The sequence below is a fragment of the Allosphingosinicella vermicomposti genome (genome assembly GCF_003012815.1).
GTDB classification, from domain to species: Bacteria; Pseudomonadota; Alphaproteobacteria; order Sphingomonadales; family Sphingomonadaceae; genus Allosphingosinicella; species Allosphingosinicella vermicomposti.
In genome coordinates this window covers 709,662-724,476 of the sequence record NZ_PXYJ01000001.1, presented here as the reverse complement: position 1 = coordinate 724,476, position 14,815 = coordinate 709,662, and the positions used below count along the sequence as shown (strand labels likewise).

At 63.2% G+C, this 14,815-nt stretch carries 21 protein-coding genes and 1 tRNA gene; 6 read left to right on the top strand and 16 right to left on the bottom strand.

The features are described from left to right. Window positions 1–73: 73 nt before the first annotated feature. The 5 genes from C7I56_RS03560 to C7I56_RS03540 form a co-directional block, all read right to left on the bottom strand. Window positions 74–712, bottom strand: a complete 639-nt coding sequence (locus C7I56_RS03560) for a F0F1 ATP synthase subunit B family protein (RefSeq protein WP_106639130.1) — start codon at window positions 710–712, stop codon at window positions 74–76. Beyond that, complete coding sequence (locus C7I56_RS03555) at window positions 705–1,199, bottom strand: F0F1 ATP synthase subunit B family protein (RefSeq protein WP_106639129.1); 495 nt, start codon at window positions 1,197–1,199, stop codon at window positions 705–707. Before C7I56_RS03555 ends, C7I56_RS03560 begins: the two co-directional genes overlap by 8 nt. Window positions 1,200–1,230: 31 nt before the next feature. Next, a complete protein-coding gene (locus C7I56_RS03550) occupies window positions 1,231–1,458 on the bottom strand; it encodes a F0F1 ATP synthase subunit C (protein ID WP_106639128.1) in 228 nt (75 codons plus the stop codon). A gap of 31 nt (window positions 1,459–1,489) precedes the next feature. Beyond that, a complete protein-coding gene (locus tag C7I56_RS03545; RefSeq protein WP_106639127.1) occupies window positions 1,490–2,272 on the bottom strand; it encodes a F0F1 ATP synthase subunit A in 783 nt (260 codons plus the stop codon). Between the two features lie 62 nt (window positions 2,273–2,334). Further along, window positions 2,335–2,655, bottom strand: a complete 321-nt coding sequence (locus C7I56_RS03540) for an AtpZ/AtpI family protein (protein WP_106639624.1) — start codon at window positions 2,653–2,655, stop codon at window positions 2,335–2,337. Window positions 2,656–2,836: 181 nt separating this feature from the next. Here C7I56_RS03540 and C7I56_RS03535 point away from each other — a divergent pair, with 181 nt between their 5' ends. After that, window positions 2,837–3,697: a DUF3298 and DUF4163 domain-containing protein gene (locus tag C7I56_RS03535; RefSeq protein ID WP_106639126.1), complete on the top strand. Its 861-nt coding sequence runs from the start codon at window positions 2,837–2,839 to the stop codon at window positions 3,695–3,697. A 148-nt stretch (window positions 3,698–3,845) separates the two neighbouring features. Here the strand turns inward: C7I56_RS03535 and C7I56_RS03530 are convergent, their stop codons facing one another. After that, on the bottom strand, window positions 3,846–4,352 hold the full coding sequence (locus C7I56_RS03530) for a hypothetical protein (protein ID WP_106639125.1): 507 nt from the start codon (window positions 4,350–4,352) through the stop codon (window positions 3,846–3,848). A gap of 1 nt (window position 4,353) precedes the next feature. Beyond that, a complete protein-coding gene (gene folE / locus C7I56_RS03525; protein ID WP_425352362.1) occupies window positions 4,354–4,959 on the bottom strand; it encodes a GTP cyclohydrolase I FolE in 606 nt (201 codons plus the stop codon). A gap of 147 nt (window positions 4,960–5,106) precedes the next feature. Here folE and C7I56_RS03520 point away from each other — a divergent pair, with 147 nt between their 5' ends. Together C7I56_RS03520 and C7I56_RS03515 are read left to right on the top strand one after the other, a co-directional pair. Next, entirely contained in the window at window positions 5,107–6,003 is an 897-nt protein-coding gene (locus C7I56_RS03520; protein WP_106639124.1) for an iron-containing redox enzyme family protein, read from the top strand. Next, window positions 5,997–6,968: a dimethylarginine dimethylaminohydrolase family protein gene (locus C7I56_RS03515; RefSeq protein ID WP_106639123.1), complete on the top strand. Its 972-nt coding sequence runs from the start codon at window positions 5,997–5,999 to the stop codon at window positions 6,966–6,968. The genes C7I56_RS03520 and C7I56_RS03515 overlap by 7 nt, the downstream gene beginning before the upstream one ends. Window positions 6,969–7,030: 62 nt before the next feature. On the opposite strand, the gene C7I56_RS03510 is transcribed toward C7I56_RS03515, so the two are convergent. The 5 genes from C7I56_RS03510 to C7I56_RS03490 all read right to left on the bottom strand — a co-directional run bounded on the left by C7I56_RS03510 (window position 7,031) and on the right by C7I56_RS03490 (window position 9,471). Next, window positions 7,031–7,107 (bottom strand) — tRNA-Arg (locus C7I56_RS03510). Between the two features lie 35 nt (window positions 7,108–7,142). Beyond that, entirely contained in the window at window positions 7,143–7,589 is a 447-nt protein-coding gene (locus C7I56_RS03505) for a DUF1178 family protein (protein ID WP_106639122.1), read from the bottom strand. Further along, window positions 7,586–8,416 carry a carbon-nitrogen hydrolase family protein gene (locus C7I56_RS03500; RefSeq protein ID WP_106639121.1) on the bottom strand — a complete coding sequence of 277 codons (831 nt, stop codon included), beginning with the start codon at window positions 8,414–8,416 and terminating at the stop codon, window positions 7,586–7,588. The genes C7I56_RS03505 and C7I56_RS03500 overlap by 4 nt, the downstream gene beginning before the upstream one ends. After that, window positions 8,417–8,674 (bottom strand): glutaredoxin 3, encoded by a 258-nt coding sequence (grxC, locus tag C7I56_RS03495; RefSeq protein WP_106639120.1) that lies wholly within the window; start codon window positions 8,672–8,674, stop codon window positions 8,417–8,419. A gap of 53 nt (window positions 8,675–8,727) precedes the next feature. Continuing rightward, a complete protein-coding gene (locus C7I56_RS03490) occupies window positions 8,728–9,471 on the bottom strand; it encodes a ComF family protein (RefSeq protein ID WP_106639622.1) in 744 nt (247 codons plus the stop codon). On the opposite strand from C7I56_RS03490, the gene C7I56_RS03485 reads away from it, so the two are divergent. Then, window positions 9,470–10,366 carry a methyltransferase domain-containing protein gene (locus tag C7I56_RS03485; RefSeq protein WP_106639119.1) on the top strand — a complete coding sequence of 299 codons (897 nt, stop codon included), beginning with the start codon at window positions 9,470–9,472 and terminating at the stop codon, window positions 10,364–10,366. The two genes, C7I56_RS03490 and C7I56_RS03485, sit on opposite strands and share 2 nt — an antisense overlap. Here C7I56_RS03485 and C7I56_RS03480 read toward each other — a convergent pair. Then, complete coding sequence (locus tag C7I56_RS03480; protein WP_106639118.1) at window positions 10,363–10,767, bottom strand: (deoxy)nucleoside triphosphate pyrophosphohydrolase; 405 nt, start codon at window positions 10,765–10,767, stop codon at window positions 10,363–10,365. The two genes, C7I56_RS03485 and C7I56_RS03480, sit on opposite strands and share 4 nt — an antisense overlap. Window positions 10,768–10,855: 88 nt before the next feature. Here C7I56_RS03480 and C7I56_RS03475 point away from each other — a divergent pair, with 88 nt between their 5' ends. Both C7I56_RS03475 and C7I56_RS03470 read left to right on the top strand, forming a co-directional pair. After that, window positions 10,856–11,026: a Flp family type IVb pilin gene (locus C7I56_RS03475; protein WP_106639117.1), complete on the top strand. Its 171-nt coding sequence runs from the start codon at window positions 10,856–10,858 to the stop codon at window positions 11,024–11,026. A 98-nt stretch (window positions 11,027–11,124) separates the two neighbouring features. Next, on the top strand, window positions 11,125–11,292 hold the full coding sequence (locus tag C7I56_RS03470; protein WP_106639116.1) for a Flp family type IVb pilin: 168 nt from the start codon (window positions 11,125–11,127) through the stop codon (window positions 11,290–11,292). 61 nt (window positions 11,293–11,353) lie between these two features. Here the strand turns inward: C7I56_RS03470 and C7I56_RS03465 are convergent, their stop codons facing one another. From C7I56_RS03465 to C7I56_RS03455, 3 genes are all read right to left on the bottom strand, one after another. After that, window positions 11,354–12,817, bottom strand: a complete 1,464-nt coding sequence (locus C7I56_RS03465) for a M48 family metalloprotease (protein WP_245409576.1) — start codon at window positions 12,815–12,817, stop codon at window positions 11,354–11,356. 148 nt (window positions 12,818–12,965) lie between these two features. Continuing rightward, complete coding sequence (locus C7I56_RS03460; RefSeq protein WP_106639114.1) at window positions 12,966–13,907, bottom strand: acetyl-CoA carboxylase carboxyltransferase subunit alpha; 942 nt, start codon at window positions 13,905–13,907, stop codon at window positions 12,966–12,968. 10 nt (window positions 13,908–13,917) lie between these two features. Beyond that, the gene (locus C7I56_RS03455; RefSeq protein WP_106639113.1) at window positions 13,918–14,814 is read right to left on the bottom strand and encodes a tyrosine recombinase; all 897 of its coding nucleotides are present in this window, start codon (window positions 14,812–14,814) and stop codon (window positions 13,918–13,920) included. Window position 14,815: the final 1 nt, after the last annotated feature.

Here is a 14,815-nt window from a genome sequence, read left to right as displayed (position 1 = left end):
GCCGGAATCTCAGGACGGAAAGGCGTTTAATGGTCACGAGACCCCGGCTTTCGCCGGGGTGACGTGTTAGCGATCAGTTCGGGCGACTGAGACCCGAGATGGTCTTGTCGACAAGGCCCTTGTCCGCAGCCGCGTCATGCGCTTCGGCAATCAGCGCAGCGGCAGCAGCCGAAGCGGCGGCAGCAGCCTTGGCGCGGACTTCGGCGATGGCTGAGCGCTCGGCGGCGGCAATCTTGTCTTCCGCCATGCGGGTGCGGCGTTCGACGAGGGCGGCGGCGTCCGTCTTCGCCTGGGCCACGATGGCATCGGCTTCGTGCTTGGCGCGTTCGAGCATCGTTGCGGCTTCGGCATTGGCCTGGGCCGACTTTGCTTCATATTCGGCCTTCAGCGCTTCGGCTTCGGCGCGAAGCTCGGCGGCCTCGTCAAGCTGCTCACGGATGTGAGCGATCTTTTTGTCCAGCGCCTTGCCGATCGCGGCGGGCACCTTTTTCCAGATCATGATCGCGATGACCGCGATCATCGCCAACGAGACCCAGACGGTGGCATCCATGCCGAGCGCCTTGGGTTCCGCATGATGCTCCGCGCCCTCGGCGGCGTGCGTGGTCACGGCATGCTCGCCGGTCTGGGGAAGGCCCTGTTCCGGCGCGCCCTCAACAGTCGTGTCGAGCGCATTGGCCACGGTGGTGGCGTCCTGATGGGTTGCATTAGCCATTGGCCAGAGCCGCCTTCACTGCCTTTTGCGCCTTGGCCGCGGTGACTTTCGCCCCCGACAGCTTGGCGACCATGTCCTGCGCGGCCTCGACGGCCACGGCTTCAACTTCGGCCAGCGCCGCATCCTTGGCGGAGCGGAGCTGGGCTTCGGCGGCCGCCGTCTTTTCGGCGAGCGCCGCATCGGCCTTGGCGAGCTTCTTCTCGGCATCGCGGGCGGACTTGTCTTTGGCCGCCTGCGTCACTTTGAGCGCCTCGGCGCGATTTTCCTCGGTTCGGGCGCGATAGGCCTCCTCGGTCGAGGTTGCATTTTCGCGCGCCGCCTGGGCCGCGGCGAGATCGTCGGCGATGCGCTTGTCGCGCGCCTCGACGGTCGCACCGATTTTCGGAACCATGCCCAGTCCGACCGTGATGAAAATCAGGCCGAAGGTCACAAGAAGCCAGAAAATCTGCGAGCCGTAAGTACTCGCGATCTGGTCTAGTTGAGGCATGGTTCCGAACGTCCCTTAAGAGGAGGAGTGGTTAGGCGACGAAGAGCAGGATCATCGCGACGACGAACGCGAGCAGGCCGAGAAGTTCGGCGGCCGCGAAGCCGATGAAGAGACGGCCCTGCTGGCTGTCGGCTGCACCCGGGTTGCGGAGCGCGCCGGCGAGGAACTGAGCGAAGACATTACCAACGCCAAGCGCGGCGAGGCCGAGACCGACTGCGGCAAGACCGGCGCCGATGAATTTTGCTGCTTCTGCGTCCATTTTGGAACTCCCTGGATTAAACGATTGAAACTTAGTGAAGATTGATCGCGTCGTTGAGGTACAGCGACGTGAGCAGAGCGAAAACATAGGCCTGGATCGCGCACACCAGCAGCTCGAGCACGGTGATGCCGATCATCAATGCGAAGCTGGGCACGCTGACAAGAGCCGCGAAGCCAAGACCCGCGTTCGCACCGTTGATCACGAAACCAGCCAATACCTTCATCAGGATATGACCAGCCGTCATCGCGACAAACAGTCGGAGCGCGAGGCTGAACGGGCGGATCATGAAGCTAAAAAGCTCAATCAGGAAGATGAGTGGGATCATCACGAACGGCGTACCGTGGGGCACGAACAGGCTAAAGAAGTGGAAGCCATGTTTCGCGAAACCGACCAGCAGCACGATGCCGAAGGAAATGATCGCAAGGATGCCGGTGACGGTGATGTGGCTCGTCACCGTGAAGGGATGCACGCCGATCACGCCGAACGGCATCATGCCGAGCAGATTGGCGATCAGGATGAACATGAAGAGCGAGAAGACGTAGGGCACGAATGTCTTGCCCTTCGGCCCGATATTCGCGTCGACCATCGAGGCGATGAAGCCGGTGAAGCCTTCGACCGCGGCCTGCCAGCGGCCGGGCACGAGCTCGCGCTTCATGCCGCCGAGCATGAACACCCACAGGGCAACGGCGGTGAGTACCATGAACAAGGCCGAATTGGTGAAGGCGATCTGGTGCCCACCAATTTCAAAGCCGTCCCAGATGCTCTGCACCTGGAACTGGTGCATCGGGTCGATCCTGCCTTCTTCGGCCGCCACGTCGCGTCTTCCCCAATTCTAAAGCCGGAAAAATCCGGCGGATAAAGCGAAGCGCCCGAAGATCAGTCCGGACGCCGACTTGAATTCCGTATGATGTTCCTGAACGCCACCCCGATCCCAAGGAACAGGAAGACGAGCAGGAGCAACGGCGTCGTTTCGAACCACTGGTCCAGGGCCCAGCCGATCACGGCGCCGCCGACAAGACCGCCGATGAGGTCGGCAAGCACGCGGTTGCCCTTCTGGTAATCATCATCACCGGGCTTCCGCGCCATGCCGGTCCGCACCGCTTCGTCCAGCTGCGCCTGCCGGAGCCGCTCGTCGAGCGATTCAAGGCGCGCATCCATCGGAGGCTTTCGGTCCTGCCCGGATTCGTCTTCCGTCATGCCAGTCTCCCGAGTGCGGCGCCGCGCCTTTAAAAGCGGGGCGACAAGGGCGTGAAACATGCCGGCGAACGAACCCGCCAAGGCACGGGCCCTTTAGGAAGGGGTGCGCTTGAAGTCAACAGCGGGCCTCGCAGCTCAGGCAAGCGTAGACTGTCTTCCAGCGGTGCGTTAGGTTCGCCTTATGGATGACGCATCAACTGTCGTGCTCCAGCGAAGGCCGGAGCTGAGTTTTCTGTTCCGGCGCCACTGGGCTCTGGTTCTCGCCGGAGCACCATTGTTGATCGCCTGCAACCCGGAGGCCGCCGATCCGCCGACGCGGGATGCCTCCCCTCGCCCGGCGTCTCAACCGGAAACACCGCCCGGCTCACCCACCAGACCACAGGGCGTCACGATCACTGAGAAAGACGACCTCGTCGAATTCAAATTCGCCTGGCCCGCTGCAGCCGCCGCCATTCCCGCGATCGATGCGGAAATGCGCGCTCATGCCACCGAACACCTTAAAAAGGCGCGGGAGGGATCGCGGGAAGAGCAAAAGGTCCGCGCCGGGTCGGACCTGCCGATAACACCCTTTGCCTTCGATGCCGATTGGAAGGCGGTGGGTGAGAACAGCCGCTTCCTCAGTCTCGCTGCGAAAGTATATGAATTTACGGGCGGCGCGCATGGCAACACGCATTATGACATTCTGTTGTGGGATAAGGGCGCGTCGACCAAACGCTCCGCGCTCGACCTGTTCGCGGACCGCGCGGCTGCGACCCTGCATATCAACGCCACTTATTGCCCGCTTCTCGATGCACAGCGAGCCGAAAAACGCGAGGAAGCGCTACCGCTTCAGGGTGAAGGCTGGCAGGTCGAATGTCCCGATGCATCGAAATATCCGATCGCGCCAGTCGATGCGAATGGGGACGGCCGTTTCGATCGGCTGCGCGTCTTGCTGCCACCCTATGAGGCCGGGCCTTATGCAGAAGGCACCTATGAGGTGGACGTGCCGGTCGACGATCGGGTGAAAGCAATGATAAGGCCCGAGCATCGGGAAGCGTTCTGAGGCCGAACTGCCTTCTTCAATGCCCGCCACCCAAACACCGCTAGGACTGAGCTTGTCGAAGCCCGTTCCAGCTGGAACCGTCCTTCGACGGACTCAGGGCTAGCGGGAAATGAGGGGGCGAGCATTATCCAGTCCAAACAACGCAGAATCAGGCGCCGCACCGCCAGGTTCCGGCGATCGTCACCGGCTTTTCGTCTCCTGCGCGCCGCACAGCCGCTTCGGCGGGCCAGCGGGCGGTCTCATCGACGATGATACGATCCGCGCCGATCCGGCCGACACTGACCGACAATCCTTCGCCCCGGAAGAATCCGCCGGTTTCGGCAGGACTTCCGTCTTGCTTCAGATGGACAATCCTGCCGCGCGTTTTGACGATGGCATCGCCTGTAACTGCAACAAGCAGGAAGCGGCCATCGACTGACAGATCGCAGCCTGCACCGGGTTTCAACTCCTTCGCCACGTCCTCATAGCTGATCGGCTCCAGCGGGGATGCAGGTTCCGGTACGGCAGCCTCGGCTTCATTCTTTTCCAGAGCCGCCAGATCCTCGATGCGATTGGCAAGGGCACGGTCTTCGACGTTCAGAGCTCCCCTCTCCTCCTCGCCGCTTCCGCCGCATGCCGTCAGGACCAGGGTGGAGGCGATCAATAGGCACCGCATCTCAATAGCCCATCAAGGCAAGAACTTCGCGGCGGCTGCGTTCGTCCTGTCTGAACACGCCCATCATCCGGCTGGTGGTCATCATGACGCCCGGCGTGTTGACGCCGCGAGCGCTCATGCAGGCATGGCTGGCCTCGATCACAACCGCGACTCCCTTGGGCTGCAACTGCTCCCAGACGCAGTCGGCAACCTGCGCGGTCAACCGCTCCTGTACCTGCAGCCGCCGCGCAAAGCCGTGGAGGACGCGGGCGAGTTTCGAAATGCCAACCACCCGGTCGCCCGGCAAATAGGCGATGGCTGCCTTGCCGATGATCGGCGCCATGTGATGTTCGCAATGGGACTGAAACGGAATGTCTTTCAGTAGCACGATCTCGTCATAGCCGCCCACTTCCTCGAACGTGCGCGACAGGTGATGGGAAGGGTCCTCGTCATAGCCCTTCGCATATTCCTTCCACGCGCGCGCGACGCGGGCGGGCGTGTCGAGCAGCCCCTCGCGATCGGGATCGTCGCCCGCCCAGCGGATGATCGTGCGCACTGCCTCCGCTACCACATCGGGCACCGGGATTTTTGGAGTGGCAGATTCGTCTTTTTCACTGATTTGGATCAAGGCCGGTATCTCGCGATAAGGAATTTGCCCCCTGATACACAGGGTCATGCCCGGCGCGAAGCCCGCTTGGCATGGTTTGCGGCGGAACAACGGGCCCACACCAACGGTTCTTCACCGAAACATCCATAATCATATCTGGGAAACACCATGGCCACCTTGCCGAAGGACGCGGCGCAAGCCGCGTCATCGTCGCAATTCCTGACCGACTCCTTTCAACGCGGACTTGCCCACTGGAATCACGAACGCCTCGACCCAGCCTTTCCGGAGGCGGATTGGCAGCAGACGCTCGACCGCGACACGCGGATGCTACGGCTGGAGGGCGCTTTCCTTGAGAGCCTTCGTGCCGAAATCATGGACGAGGCGGCGCAAGCGCCCACCGATGTCGAAGGCTTCATCGCCTGGTTCGAAGCGCTTCAGGACGATGGCCCGGGGCAAGGCGACCCCCTCTTCCCCTGGATTGCCGAACACGCGACGCGCGAGGACCTGACCTGGTTCCTGGAACAGGAAGCGGCTGGCGAAGCGGGTTTCGACGACCTCGTCGCTTATACGCAGGTAAAGCTGCCCAAGCAGGCGAAGCTCGAACTCGCCCGCAATTACTGGGACGAAATGGGCCGCGGCAATCCCAAGGGGATGCACGGCCCGATGCTCGACGGCCTCATCAAAGCGCTGCAACTCGACGCGCGGATCGACAATACCGTGTGGGAAAGCCTCGCGCTCGCCAATGCGATGACCGCGATGGCGACGAACCGCCGTTATGCCTGGCACAGCGTCGGTGCGCTGGGTGCGATCGAACTCACTGCGCCGGGCCGATCGGCCGCTACCGCAAAGGGCCTGCGCCGCCTCGGCTTCTCGGCCGACGAGCGCCGCTATTTCGATCTCCACGCCGTACTGGACGTCAAACATAGCGAGGCCTGGAACAAGGAAGCATTGCGGCCGCTCGTGTCGGAAGATCCCCGCCGCGCGACCGCGATTGCCGAGGGCGCCCTCATCCGCCTGCGCTGTGGCGAGCGCTGCTTCGAACGCTATCGGGCGGAATTGTGGTGAGCGAGACCCTGATGTTTTCTCACGCTTATGAAGAAGGGCGCCGCGACCTCATTATTCGCCGCGAGCAGCCGCTTTTCGGCGATCAAATGGGTGGCGGCGGGCAGCCGAAAACGGCTTCCGGGGTCAGTTCGGAAACCGGTGTACTCGACACCGTCCTCCTCGCCGCGCCCTGTCATCTGGCGATCGTTCCCGCCAATTCGGTCAGCCGCGAAAGCCTGCGCAATGGCCTCTGCTGCTCGACCCGGCTGGCGCGATCCGAACATCGTAGGCTTGCGGAACTGCTGAATGACCATGGGGTGCGCACGCATATCGTGCCCGCAAAGCCCGGCTTGCCCGACCTTGCCTTCACGCGCGACACCACTTTGATGACGCCCTGGGGACTGGTCGAGCTTCGGCCTGCCGCCCATCACCGTCGGGCCGAAGCGCCTTATGTCGCGAGCATCGTAAAAGACCATGGCTTCCCGATTCACGGCCGGATCGAGGACGGGTCGATCGAGGGCGGTGATATCAGCATCGTGCGGCCCGGCCTCGTCATCATCGGATGTTCTGGAGAGCGCACCGACGAAACCGGCGCCACGGCCCTTGCACGCATGTTCGAGGAAAAAGGATGGCGCGCGATCATCTATCGCTACGACCCCCACTTCCTGCACCTCGACACCATCTTCTGCATGGCCGGGGAGAATAGCGCCCTCGCCTGCATCGACGTCCTCGACGACGGCCTCCTGCTCCAGCTCGCGGCGCTCGGCATCGACATCATTCCGGTCAGTTACAAGGAAGCCCGAAAGCTCGGCTGCAACGTGCTGAGCCTTGGCGCAAAACGTATCCTGTCCACCCGCGAAAACACGCGCGTGAACGACACACTCCGCTCCCTCGGCAATACGGTGATCGAAGCTGACCTTAGCCAATTCACCCGCTGCGGCGGGGGCGTGCATTGCCTGACGATGCCGTTGGCGCGGCAAACCTGAAGAAGCGCCGATCGCTTTCCGGCCCGCAATGACGATCCAATCTAACGCGCCGCGTTGGAATTTGGTGACCCCGACTGGATTCGAACCAGTGGCCCTCAGATTAGGAATCTGATGCTCTATCCTGCTGAGCTACGGGGTCTCCGCCTCGCGGATTAGGCTGCGGGCGCTTGCGGGTCAATTCTCGTCGCGGGGATCGGTGACGGGGAATGGCAAGGGCGCGATGGCGATGCCTTCTTCGATCAGGGTTCGGGTTTCATCCGGCGTCGCCTTCCCGTGGATCGGGCGCTCGTCCTTATCGCCGTGGTAGATGGCACGCGCTTCTTCGGCGAAGCGTTCGCCGACATAGGTCGATCCGTTGAGGAGTTTCTTCTGGAGCGCCGCCATGGCCGCAACCATTTCCTTCATCCCTTCCGGCTCCGGCAGCGCCACATCGGTGCCGGCGATGGGCCGGTCACCCTTGGCCGATATGCGCGGCGCCATCACGGCCTTTTCAACTTCACTTGAACCGCAATAGGGACAGGAGACCAAGCCGCGCGCCTTCTGGTCCTCATAATCGCGGGTCGATCCGAACCAGATTTCGAAAATGTGGGCGCTTTCGCAGCGCAGGTCGAAAACGATCATTGGGTGACGTCCGGCGCCGCGATGGGACGGCGATGCCGGATAGCGGGTAAGCGCGAGCGGACGCGGCTCACCTCTTCCAGGTCGATCTCGGCGAAACCAACGCCATTGCCTTCGCCCATGTCGAACAGCACCTTGCCCCATGGATCGACGACGAGCGAGTGGCCATAGGTCTTTCGCCCATCCTGATGCGTCCCGCTTTGCGCGGCGGCGATCACGAAGGCGCCCGCCTCGATCGCGCGAGCGCGGAGGAGGATGTGCCAATGGGCCTCCCCTGTCGGCACGGTGAAGGCGGCGGGGACCGACAGGATGGTGGCGCCCGCATCGGTCAGCGCCCGGTAGAGATCGGGGAAACGCAAATCATAGCAGATGGTGACGCCCATCATTCCCGCAGGCGTCGATACGGCAACCGCCCGCTCGCCCGCGCCATAAACGGCAGATTCGCGCCAGCTTTCCCCGGTTGCGAGATCAACGTCGAACAAATGTATCTTGTCATAGCGCGCACGGATTTCGCAGCGATCATCGATCACGAAGCCGCGGTTGACGAAGCGCCCATCAGGCCGCTCCCCCTTCAGCGCCAGCGAGCCGAGGTGGACCCAGATGCCCGCCTCTGCCGCCGCAGCCCGCACCGATGCAAGCACACGATCTCCTGCCTCATCCTGCATCGCGGCCTGCGCGCGTTCCCTATCCCGGTCGAGCAGGCCGCTCATTTCCGGGGTGAACAGCATGCCCGCGCCGCCCTCCGCCGCTTCCTTAATGGCTGCGACGAGGTCCTGCGCATTGGCGTCGGGATCGATGCCGGTCCGCGCCTGGTAGAGGGCGATTTTCATTTAGCGGGCGAGAAGCGGGTCGAGCTTTCCGTCGCGGTCTAGGGCATGGAGATCGTCCGATCCCCCGACATGATAATCGTCGATGAAGATTTGCGGCACCGTGGTCCGGCCATTGGCGCGCCCCAGCATTTCCTGCCGCTTGGGTCCGCCCATGGTGATGTCATATTCATCGAAATCCGCGCCCTTTTCAGTGAGCAATTTCTTCGCGCGCACGCAATAAGGGCAGAGCATCTTGGTATAGATTTCGATACGGGCCATGGGTCACTCCTTAACGCATACAAGGTGCGAAGTGAGGCGCGGGTTCCCGCTTGTCAATCGTCGCGGATCACCCGCGCCCAGCACAGGATGCCAACCTCCTCCGCTCCGGCACGAATCAAGGCGGCGGCGCAGGCCTGTGCCGTCGCGCCGCTCGTATAAATGTCGTCGACCAAGATGACGGGACGGCCGGCGAGCCTCGCCTTTCCCTTCGCGTCCACCGCAAAGGCGCCGCGCATCGCTCTCGCGCGGGCGCTGCGTCCAAGGCCGCGCAACACGGGCGTTGCCTTGACCCGATGTAGAAGGTGGAGGTCCGCGTCCCGGCCGCTCATGCGCGAGAGCGCGGTGGCGATCAGCGCCGCCTGATTATAGCCGCGCGACCAGATGCGCCAGCGGTGGAGCGGCACCGGCACGATGATGGCATTGGGCGGGAACAGCCCGGCGTGACGGTTCATGAAGCGGGCTAGCGTTTCGGCGATGCCCGGGCGGCGGCTATATTTGAGCTTCAGCGCCACTTTCCGGGCGATGTCGCCATAAGCGACGGCAGCGCGCAGCCGCGCGAAGGGCGGCGGATCGGCAAGGCAGGCGCCGCACTCGCTTGCGCCCGGCATCGCGACTTCGAACGGAAAGCCGCAGCGCGCGCAACAAGGATCGCCGAGAAATTGAAGCGATTGCCAGCAGCTCATGCAGAAACGGTGCGGACCGTCAGTCACGACGCCGCACCCCGCGCAACGCGGCGGGAGCGCGAAATCGACGATCGCCCGCACCGGCCATCCAATCTTTGAAAGCACCCCCTGCATGGCGTCCTTGTCATCCAGCGACGGGCGCGGCACAAGCCCGGCCGTGAGCATCGACACGCCCTTCGACCGCGCGCTCCGCCGCCAGCGCCGCGACCGCGCCGCCCGCACCTTCGCGGATGCCGATTATCTACACCGGCTGGCGGCGGAGGAGTTGCTCGATCGGCTGGATCTCGTTCAACGGAGTTTCCATGACGTGCTCGATCTCGGCTCGGGCGGCGGCTACCTGGCCTCCCGCCTGCGCGATCAGGGGATGGCGGTGACGTCCGTCGACGCGGGTGCGCGGTTTGCCGAATTGACGAGGGGCGTTCAGGCTGAGGAAGATCAACTGCCTTTCACGCCGCAATCCTTCGATCTTATCATGTCCGTGGGCGTACTCGACACGGTGAACGACCTGCCCGGCGCCCTGGTCCAGATCCGGCGGCTATTGCGCCCCGACGGCTTGTTCCTGGGCGCGTTCCTTGGCGCAGGAAGCCTTCCCGCCCTCCGCGCCGCGATGATGGCGGCGGATGAAGTCGCGGGCGCCATGTCGCCGCATATCCATCCCCAGATCGACCTCCGCTCCGCCGGGGATTTGCTAGCCCGTGCAGGCTTTGCGCTGCCGGTCGTCGACAGTCAGGACATCACGGTCCGCTTCCGGCATCTGTTGCGGCTGATTGGCGATTTACGTGCGATGGGCGGGACCAATATTCTCGCCTCGCGCGCCCGGCGCCCCGTTCTCCGCGCCGGCCTCGCTGCCGCCATCGCCGACTTCGCGTCGCACGCGGATGCTGACGGCCGCACGGCGGAGCGATTCGAAATCGTCTATCTGTCGGGCTGGGCGCCCTCGCCCGATCAGCCCAAGCCCGCGCGGCGCGGCAGCGGGCGCGTGTCCTTGTCCGAAGTTCTGAAGAGCTAGATCAAGGCGTCGAGCAACCCGATCAGCGGCTTGTCGGCGGGCGGCATCGGAAGCGCGAACATTTCGTGCGGCCGCACCCATTTCAGCCCATCCGAATCGAGCGCCTGGGGCGTGCCCCGCCATTTCCGGCAAATGTAGAGAAGAAGCAGGAGGTGTTTGTCGTCCAGCGGGGCACTCGCAAAGGTTGAGGGTGCAAGACAAGCGGCATCCGTATCGATGCCCAATTCTTCCCTTAATTCGCGGATCAGCGCCTCTTCCGGCCGCTCGCCAGCCTCGACCTTGCCGCCAGGAAATTCCCATAATCCAGCCATTTGGCGATGAGCGGAGCGCTGCTGCAGTAATATTCGCCCGTCATTGTCGACCAGGGCAACAGCGACCACCACCAAAAGATTATCTTGCATCAAATCGGGGTCCTTAAACTTTCTTAACTCTCCCTATGGATATTTGCGCAGGAAACAGGCAAATATTCGCGCGGGGGAACAAGCAACGATGTTCATTGCAAAGCTATATCGCAGCCGCAAGGCCGCGACGGCCATAGAATATGGCCTCATTGCAGCGCTCATCGCCTTGGCGGCCGTGGGGGCCATCTCCCAATTGGGAAGCGGGTCGACCGGGATGTTCAAAGGCGTGGAAGATAAAGTCACCGACGCAATGTCGTGACGTTAAATCTTTTGCAACTTCTTCAGAATAAACCGGACGAGCTTGCCGACTAGGAAAGCAGGAAGAGTGGACACTTCCTACGAACAAGGAGATCGGACATGAACAAGTTTCGTAATCTTTTGAAGGACGTCAAGGCCGCGACCGCCATTGAATATGGCCTGATCGCAGCCCTCATCGCAGTCGCCGCCATCGGCGCGCTCGGTGGCATCGGCGAACAGCTGAACAGCACGTTCGGCAACGTCGAAAGCGAACTGAAGGGCGAATAAGCCTTCTCTTCGAAGTTAAAAGAGACGGCGGGCCATCAGGTCCGCCGTCTTTTTTTAATTCCTAAGCGCGATTGCCGTAGACGACGATCTTCACCTTGTCGCCCGCGCGGAGCTGGCTGTTCGACGCCAGCGAATTCAGCACCAGGAAGCGTTCGAGCTTCAGGTCGTTATAGGCCATCCGGCTCGCCAGGCTCTGCACCGTATCGCCGGGCCGCACCGTCACCACATCAATCACACGCGGGCGGATTGCCGACTCTTCCGACGCGCTAAGCCGCGCCGTCGAGCTCACCAGCGAACTGAACGGCCCCAGACCGCTTCCCGCCCGCGTCAGTGTGACGAAATGATAGGCCGTGTTCACGTCCCATTGATAGGCGAAGACCGTCACATCCAACTGCCCCTGCTGCGTCGCGACCCGCGCCGTTGAATAAGCCGCGGGGATGCCGTTCACCGTCGTTCCGCGCGGCTGGGCGAAATTGATCTGGCTCTGCCCGCCAAGGCCACGGAAAACCTGTGCGATATAGCTGCCGAGGTCGCCGCTATAACGCCCGCCCGCAAACATCGCCTGGCCGTTCGATCCGGAAATCGTCACTGCCCGCGTGCCATTCTGGATGCCGTAGCCATTGGGCACGGTGAAGCGCAGCCGCAGGTCCGGGTGGAAGAAATTGCGGCCTTCGACCACGCCTTGTGCGGGATCGTCGTCGACCAGCATCCCATCGATCTGGGCAAGGAACGCGTCGCGGTTGCGGGCGCCGCGCCCCGACATGCCGCTCTGGCTCGCCCGCTGCGTCGCGCGCGTCACACGGTCGGCGCTGAGCGGATGGGTGCGCGCCCAGGACGGGATGGCCCGCTCGTCCGGCCCGCCCGAAACGCGCGTATCGAGAGACGTCGCTTCACCGAGTGAGCGGAGCAGCGAGGGCGATGCGGCGGGATCATAGCCCGCCCCCGCCATGTAGCGAATGCCGAGGTCGTCCGCCTCGAACTCCTGGCTGCGAGAATAGCTGAGCACAAGGCCGGTACTGATCTGGTTGGCGATCTGCGCCACTTCGCTCGATCCGGTGACGACGCCCGCCAGGACGGATACGATCTGGCTCAGCTGAGACCGGTTGCTGCGCTGCTTGCTATGATCCGCGGCGATATGGCCGACTTCGTGGCCGAGCACCGAGGCAAGCTCCGCCTCATCATCCATCAGACTGAGCAATTGCCGCGTGATATAAACATAGCCGCCCGGAACCGCGAAGGCGTTCAACACCGGCGAGTTGAGTGTCGTGATGGTATAGGCCCCATTGCCGCCGCCCTGAACGCCGGATTGTGCGGCAACCTTGCGGCCGACGGTGGTGACATAGGCGCCGCGCGCGCCGGTTTCTGCGCCGCCAAATTCCTCGATGATCTTAGGGTGCTGCTGCGCGGCGGTTTGCGCCGCTCCTTGCGAGATTTGGCGGCCCGCCCCCTCCCCGGTCAGTCCTCCCGATGCACAACCGATAACGGCAGCCGACAGGGACAGGGCTGCGAGAATCCTCACCTTCATGGACATACTCCCGGCACTTCAGAACGATAGAGTTCCGAAATGAACACCGGAGGTTAGGTGAGGTTCCGTCGCACTTAGTGCTCCTGCGAAAGCAGGAGCCCAGACAGTCGAGCCGCTGGGTTCCTGCTTTCGCAGGAACACGATTAAACTATGCGATCGACAGGAATTTCTGGCGGCGCTCGGAACGGATTTGCGCTCCGGTCATGCCCGCATAACGATCCAGCTCTTCGCCAATCGCAGCGCCAAGCGTTGCAATCGCCGCTTCGCGCTGGCGATGGGCACCGCCAACCGGTTCCGCGACGATCCGATCGATGACCCCGAGTTCCTTCAAATGGTCCGCCGTCACCCGCATCGCTTCAGCGGCATCGGCGGCTTTTTCCGCCGTGCGCCACAGAATCGACGCGCAGCCTTCGGGCGAGATAACCGCGTAAACGGAATGCTCGAGCATCAGCACGCGGTTCGCCGCCGCAAGCGCGATCGCGCCGCCCGATCCGCCCTCGCCCACGATCACCGCGACGATCGGCACGGACAAGGCAAGGCACTCTTCGGTCGAGCGGGCGATGGCTTCGGCCTGCCCGCGCTCTTCGGCCTGCACGCCCGGAAAGGCGCCCGGCGTGTCGACCAACGTCACGACAGGAATGCCGAAGCGGTCGGCCAGCTGCATCAGGCGGATCGCCTTCCGATAGCCTTCGGGCTTCGCCATGCCGAAATTATGCTTGATGCGGCTTGCGGTATCGTCGCCCTTTTCATGGCCGATCACCATCACCTTGCGACCGCTCAGCGTGCCAAGACCGCCAATGATCGCCTGATCGTCGGCAAAGGCGCGGTCGCCCGCAAGCGGCACGAAATCATTGATCAGCGCCGCGATATAATCCTTGAAATGCGGCCGCTCGGGGTGACGCGCAACCTGGGTCTTCTGCCAGGGGGTCAGCTTGCCATAAGTATCGCGCAGCAGCTTTTCGGCCTTCGCTTCAAGCTTGTCCACTTCCGCGTCGATGTTGAGCGAGCCAGCGGCCGCCGTGTCGCGCAGTTCCGCCACGCGCGCTTCCAGCTCCGCGATCGGCTTTTCGAAATCGAGATAGGTCGCCATGGCCCGCGGGTTACGTGCGCTTTGCCCGGACGTCAACGAGCGGATGGCGGCTGTTGACGAGTTCGACGAGGCGGCGGCTGTCGACATGGGTGTAGATTTGCGTCGTGGCGATGTCCGCATGGCCAAGCAGCATCTGCAAAGCGCGAAGGTCCGCCCCACCCTCCAGCAGATGCGTTGCAAAGGCGTGGCGCAGAACGTGCGGGCTCACCCGCTCGGGCGGAATCCCCGCATTGGCGGCCAACGCCTTGATGAGCTGATACAGGCGCACGCGGCTCAAATGGCTCTTGCCCGATGGGAAGAGCCAGAGCGAATCCCTCGGCACGAAGGCGCTCCATTCGGCCACGGCCGCGCGGGCGCGGTCGGAAATGGGAACGAGCCGCTCCTTGCCCCCTTTCCCCTTCAGGATGAGGAACGGCTTGTCCGGCGATATGGCGGCGCGGGGCAAGGACACCAGTTCCGTCGCGCGGAGCCCCGAACCGTAAAGCAGTTCCATGAGCGCGATCAGGCGGACAGGGCCCGTTCCACTGATCTCGGCCTTCTGCCGGGCGAGTTCGGCGAAGAGCGCGTCGACCGCCTGATGATCCAATATTTTTGGCAGGGCCCGTTCACTGACCGGGCGCGGCAAGGCGGTGGAGGGATCGTCCGTGCGATATCCTTCATCCTGCAGAAAAGCGTAGAAACGCCGCAGCGCCGCCGACTTGCGGGCAACCGTCGCGCGCTTCAAATCCATCCATTCGGCGCCGAGGCCGGATAATGCGTCCACGCCCGCCATGACCAGCCGCCCGCCAAGCAATTCCGATGCCCCGCGCAAATCCCGCTCATAGGCGAGCAATGTATTGCGCGCCGCCCCCGCCTCGGCCGCCAGCATTTCGAGGAAGGCGGCGATGGCCTGACGATCCTCGTTCATT

Coding starts and splice junctions, on each gene's coding strand:
- C7I56_RS03485 (WP_106639119.1), top strand. CDS start 9,470: ATGGCGTCCTTGTCATCCAGCGACGGGCGCGGCACAAGCCCGGCCGTG.
- C7I56_RS03560 (WP_106639130.1), bottom strand. CDS start 712: ATGGCTAATGCAACCCATCAGGACGCCACCACCGTGGCCAATGCGCTC.
- C7I56_RS03475 (WP_106639117.1), top strand. CDS start 10,856: ATGTTCATTGCAAAGCTATATCGCAGCCGCAAGGCCGCGACGGCCATA.
- C7I56_RS03460 (WP_106639114.1), bottom strand. CDS start 13,907: ATGGCGACCTATCTCGATTTCGAAAAGCCGATCGCGGAGCTGGAAGCG.
- C7I56_RS03500 (WP_106639121.1), bottom strand. CDS start 8,416: ATGAAAATCGCCCTCTACCAGGCGCGGACCGGCATCGATCCCGACGCC.
- C7I56_RS03490 (WP_106639622.1), bottom strand. CDS start 9,471: ATGCAGGGGGTGCTTTCAAAGATTGGATGGCCGGTGCGGGCGATCGTC.
- grxC (WP_106639120.1), bottom strand. CDS start 8,674: ATGGCCCGTATCGAAATCTATACCAAGATGCTCTGCCCTTATTGCGTG.
- C7I56_RS03520 (WP_106639124.1), top strand. CDS start 5,107: ATGGCCACCTTGCCGAAGGACGCGGCGCAAGCCGCGTCATCGTCGCAA.
- C7I56_RS03505 (WP_106639122.1), bottom strand. CDS start 7,589: ATGATCGTTTTCGACCTGCGCTGCGAAAGCGCCCACATTTTCGAAATC.
- C7I56_RS03470 (WP_106639116.1), top strand. CDS start 11,125: ATGAACAAGTTTCGTAATCTTTTGAAGGACGTCAAGGCCGCGACCGCC.
- C7I56_RS03530 (WP_106639125.1), bottom strand. CDS start 4,352: ATGCGGTGCCTATTGATCGCCTCCACCCTGGTCCTGACGGCATGCGGC.
- C7I56_RS03540 (WP_106639624.1), bottom strand. CDS start 2,655: ATGACGGAAGACGAATCCGGGCAGGACCGAAAGCCTCCGATGGATGCG.
- C7I56_RS03550 (WP_106639128.1), bottom strand. CDS start 1,458: ATGGACGCAGAAGCAGCAAAATTCATCGGCGCCGGTCTTGCCGCAGTC.
- C7I56_RS03465 (WP_245409576.1), bottom strand. CDS start 12,817: ATGAAGGTGAGGATTCTCGCAGCCCTGTCCCTGTCGGCTGCCGTTATC.
- C7I56_RS03455 (WP_106639113.1), bottom strand. CDS start 14,814: ATGAACGAGGATCGTCAGGCCATCGCCGCCTTCCTCGAAATGCTGGCG.
- C7I56_RS03535 (WP_106639126.1), top strand. CDS start 2,837: ATGGATGACGCATCAACTGTCGTGCTCCAGCGAAGGCCGGAGCTGAGT.
- C7I56_RS03480 (WP_106639118.1), bottom strand. CDS start 10,767: ATGCAAGATAATCTTTTGGTGGTGGTCGCTGTTGCCCTGGTCGACAAT.
- C7I56_RS03555 (WP_106639129.1), bottom strand. CDS start 1,199: ATGCCTCAACTAGACCAGATCGCGAGTACTTACGGCTCGCAGATTTTC.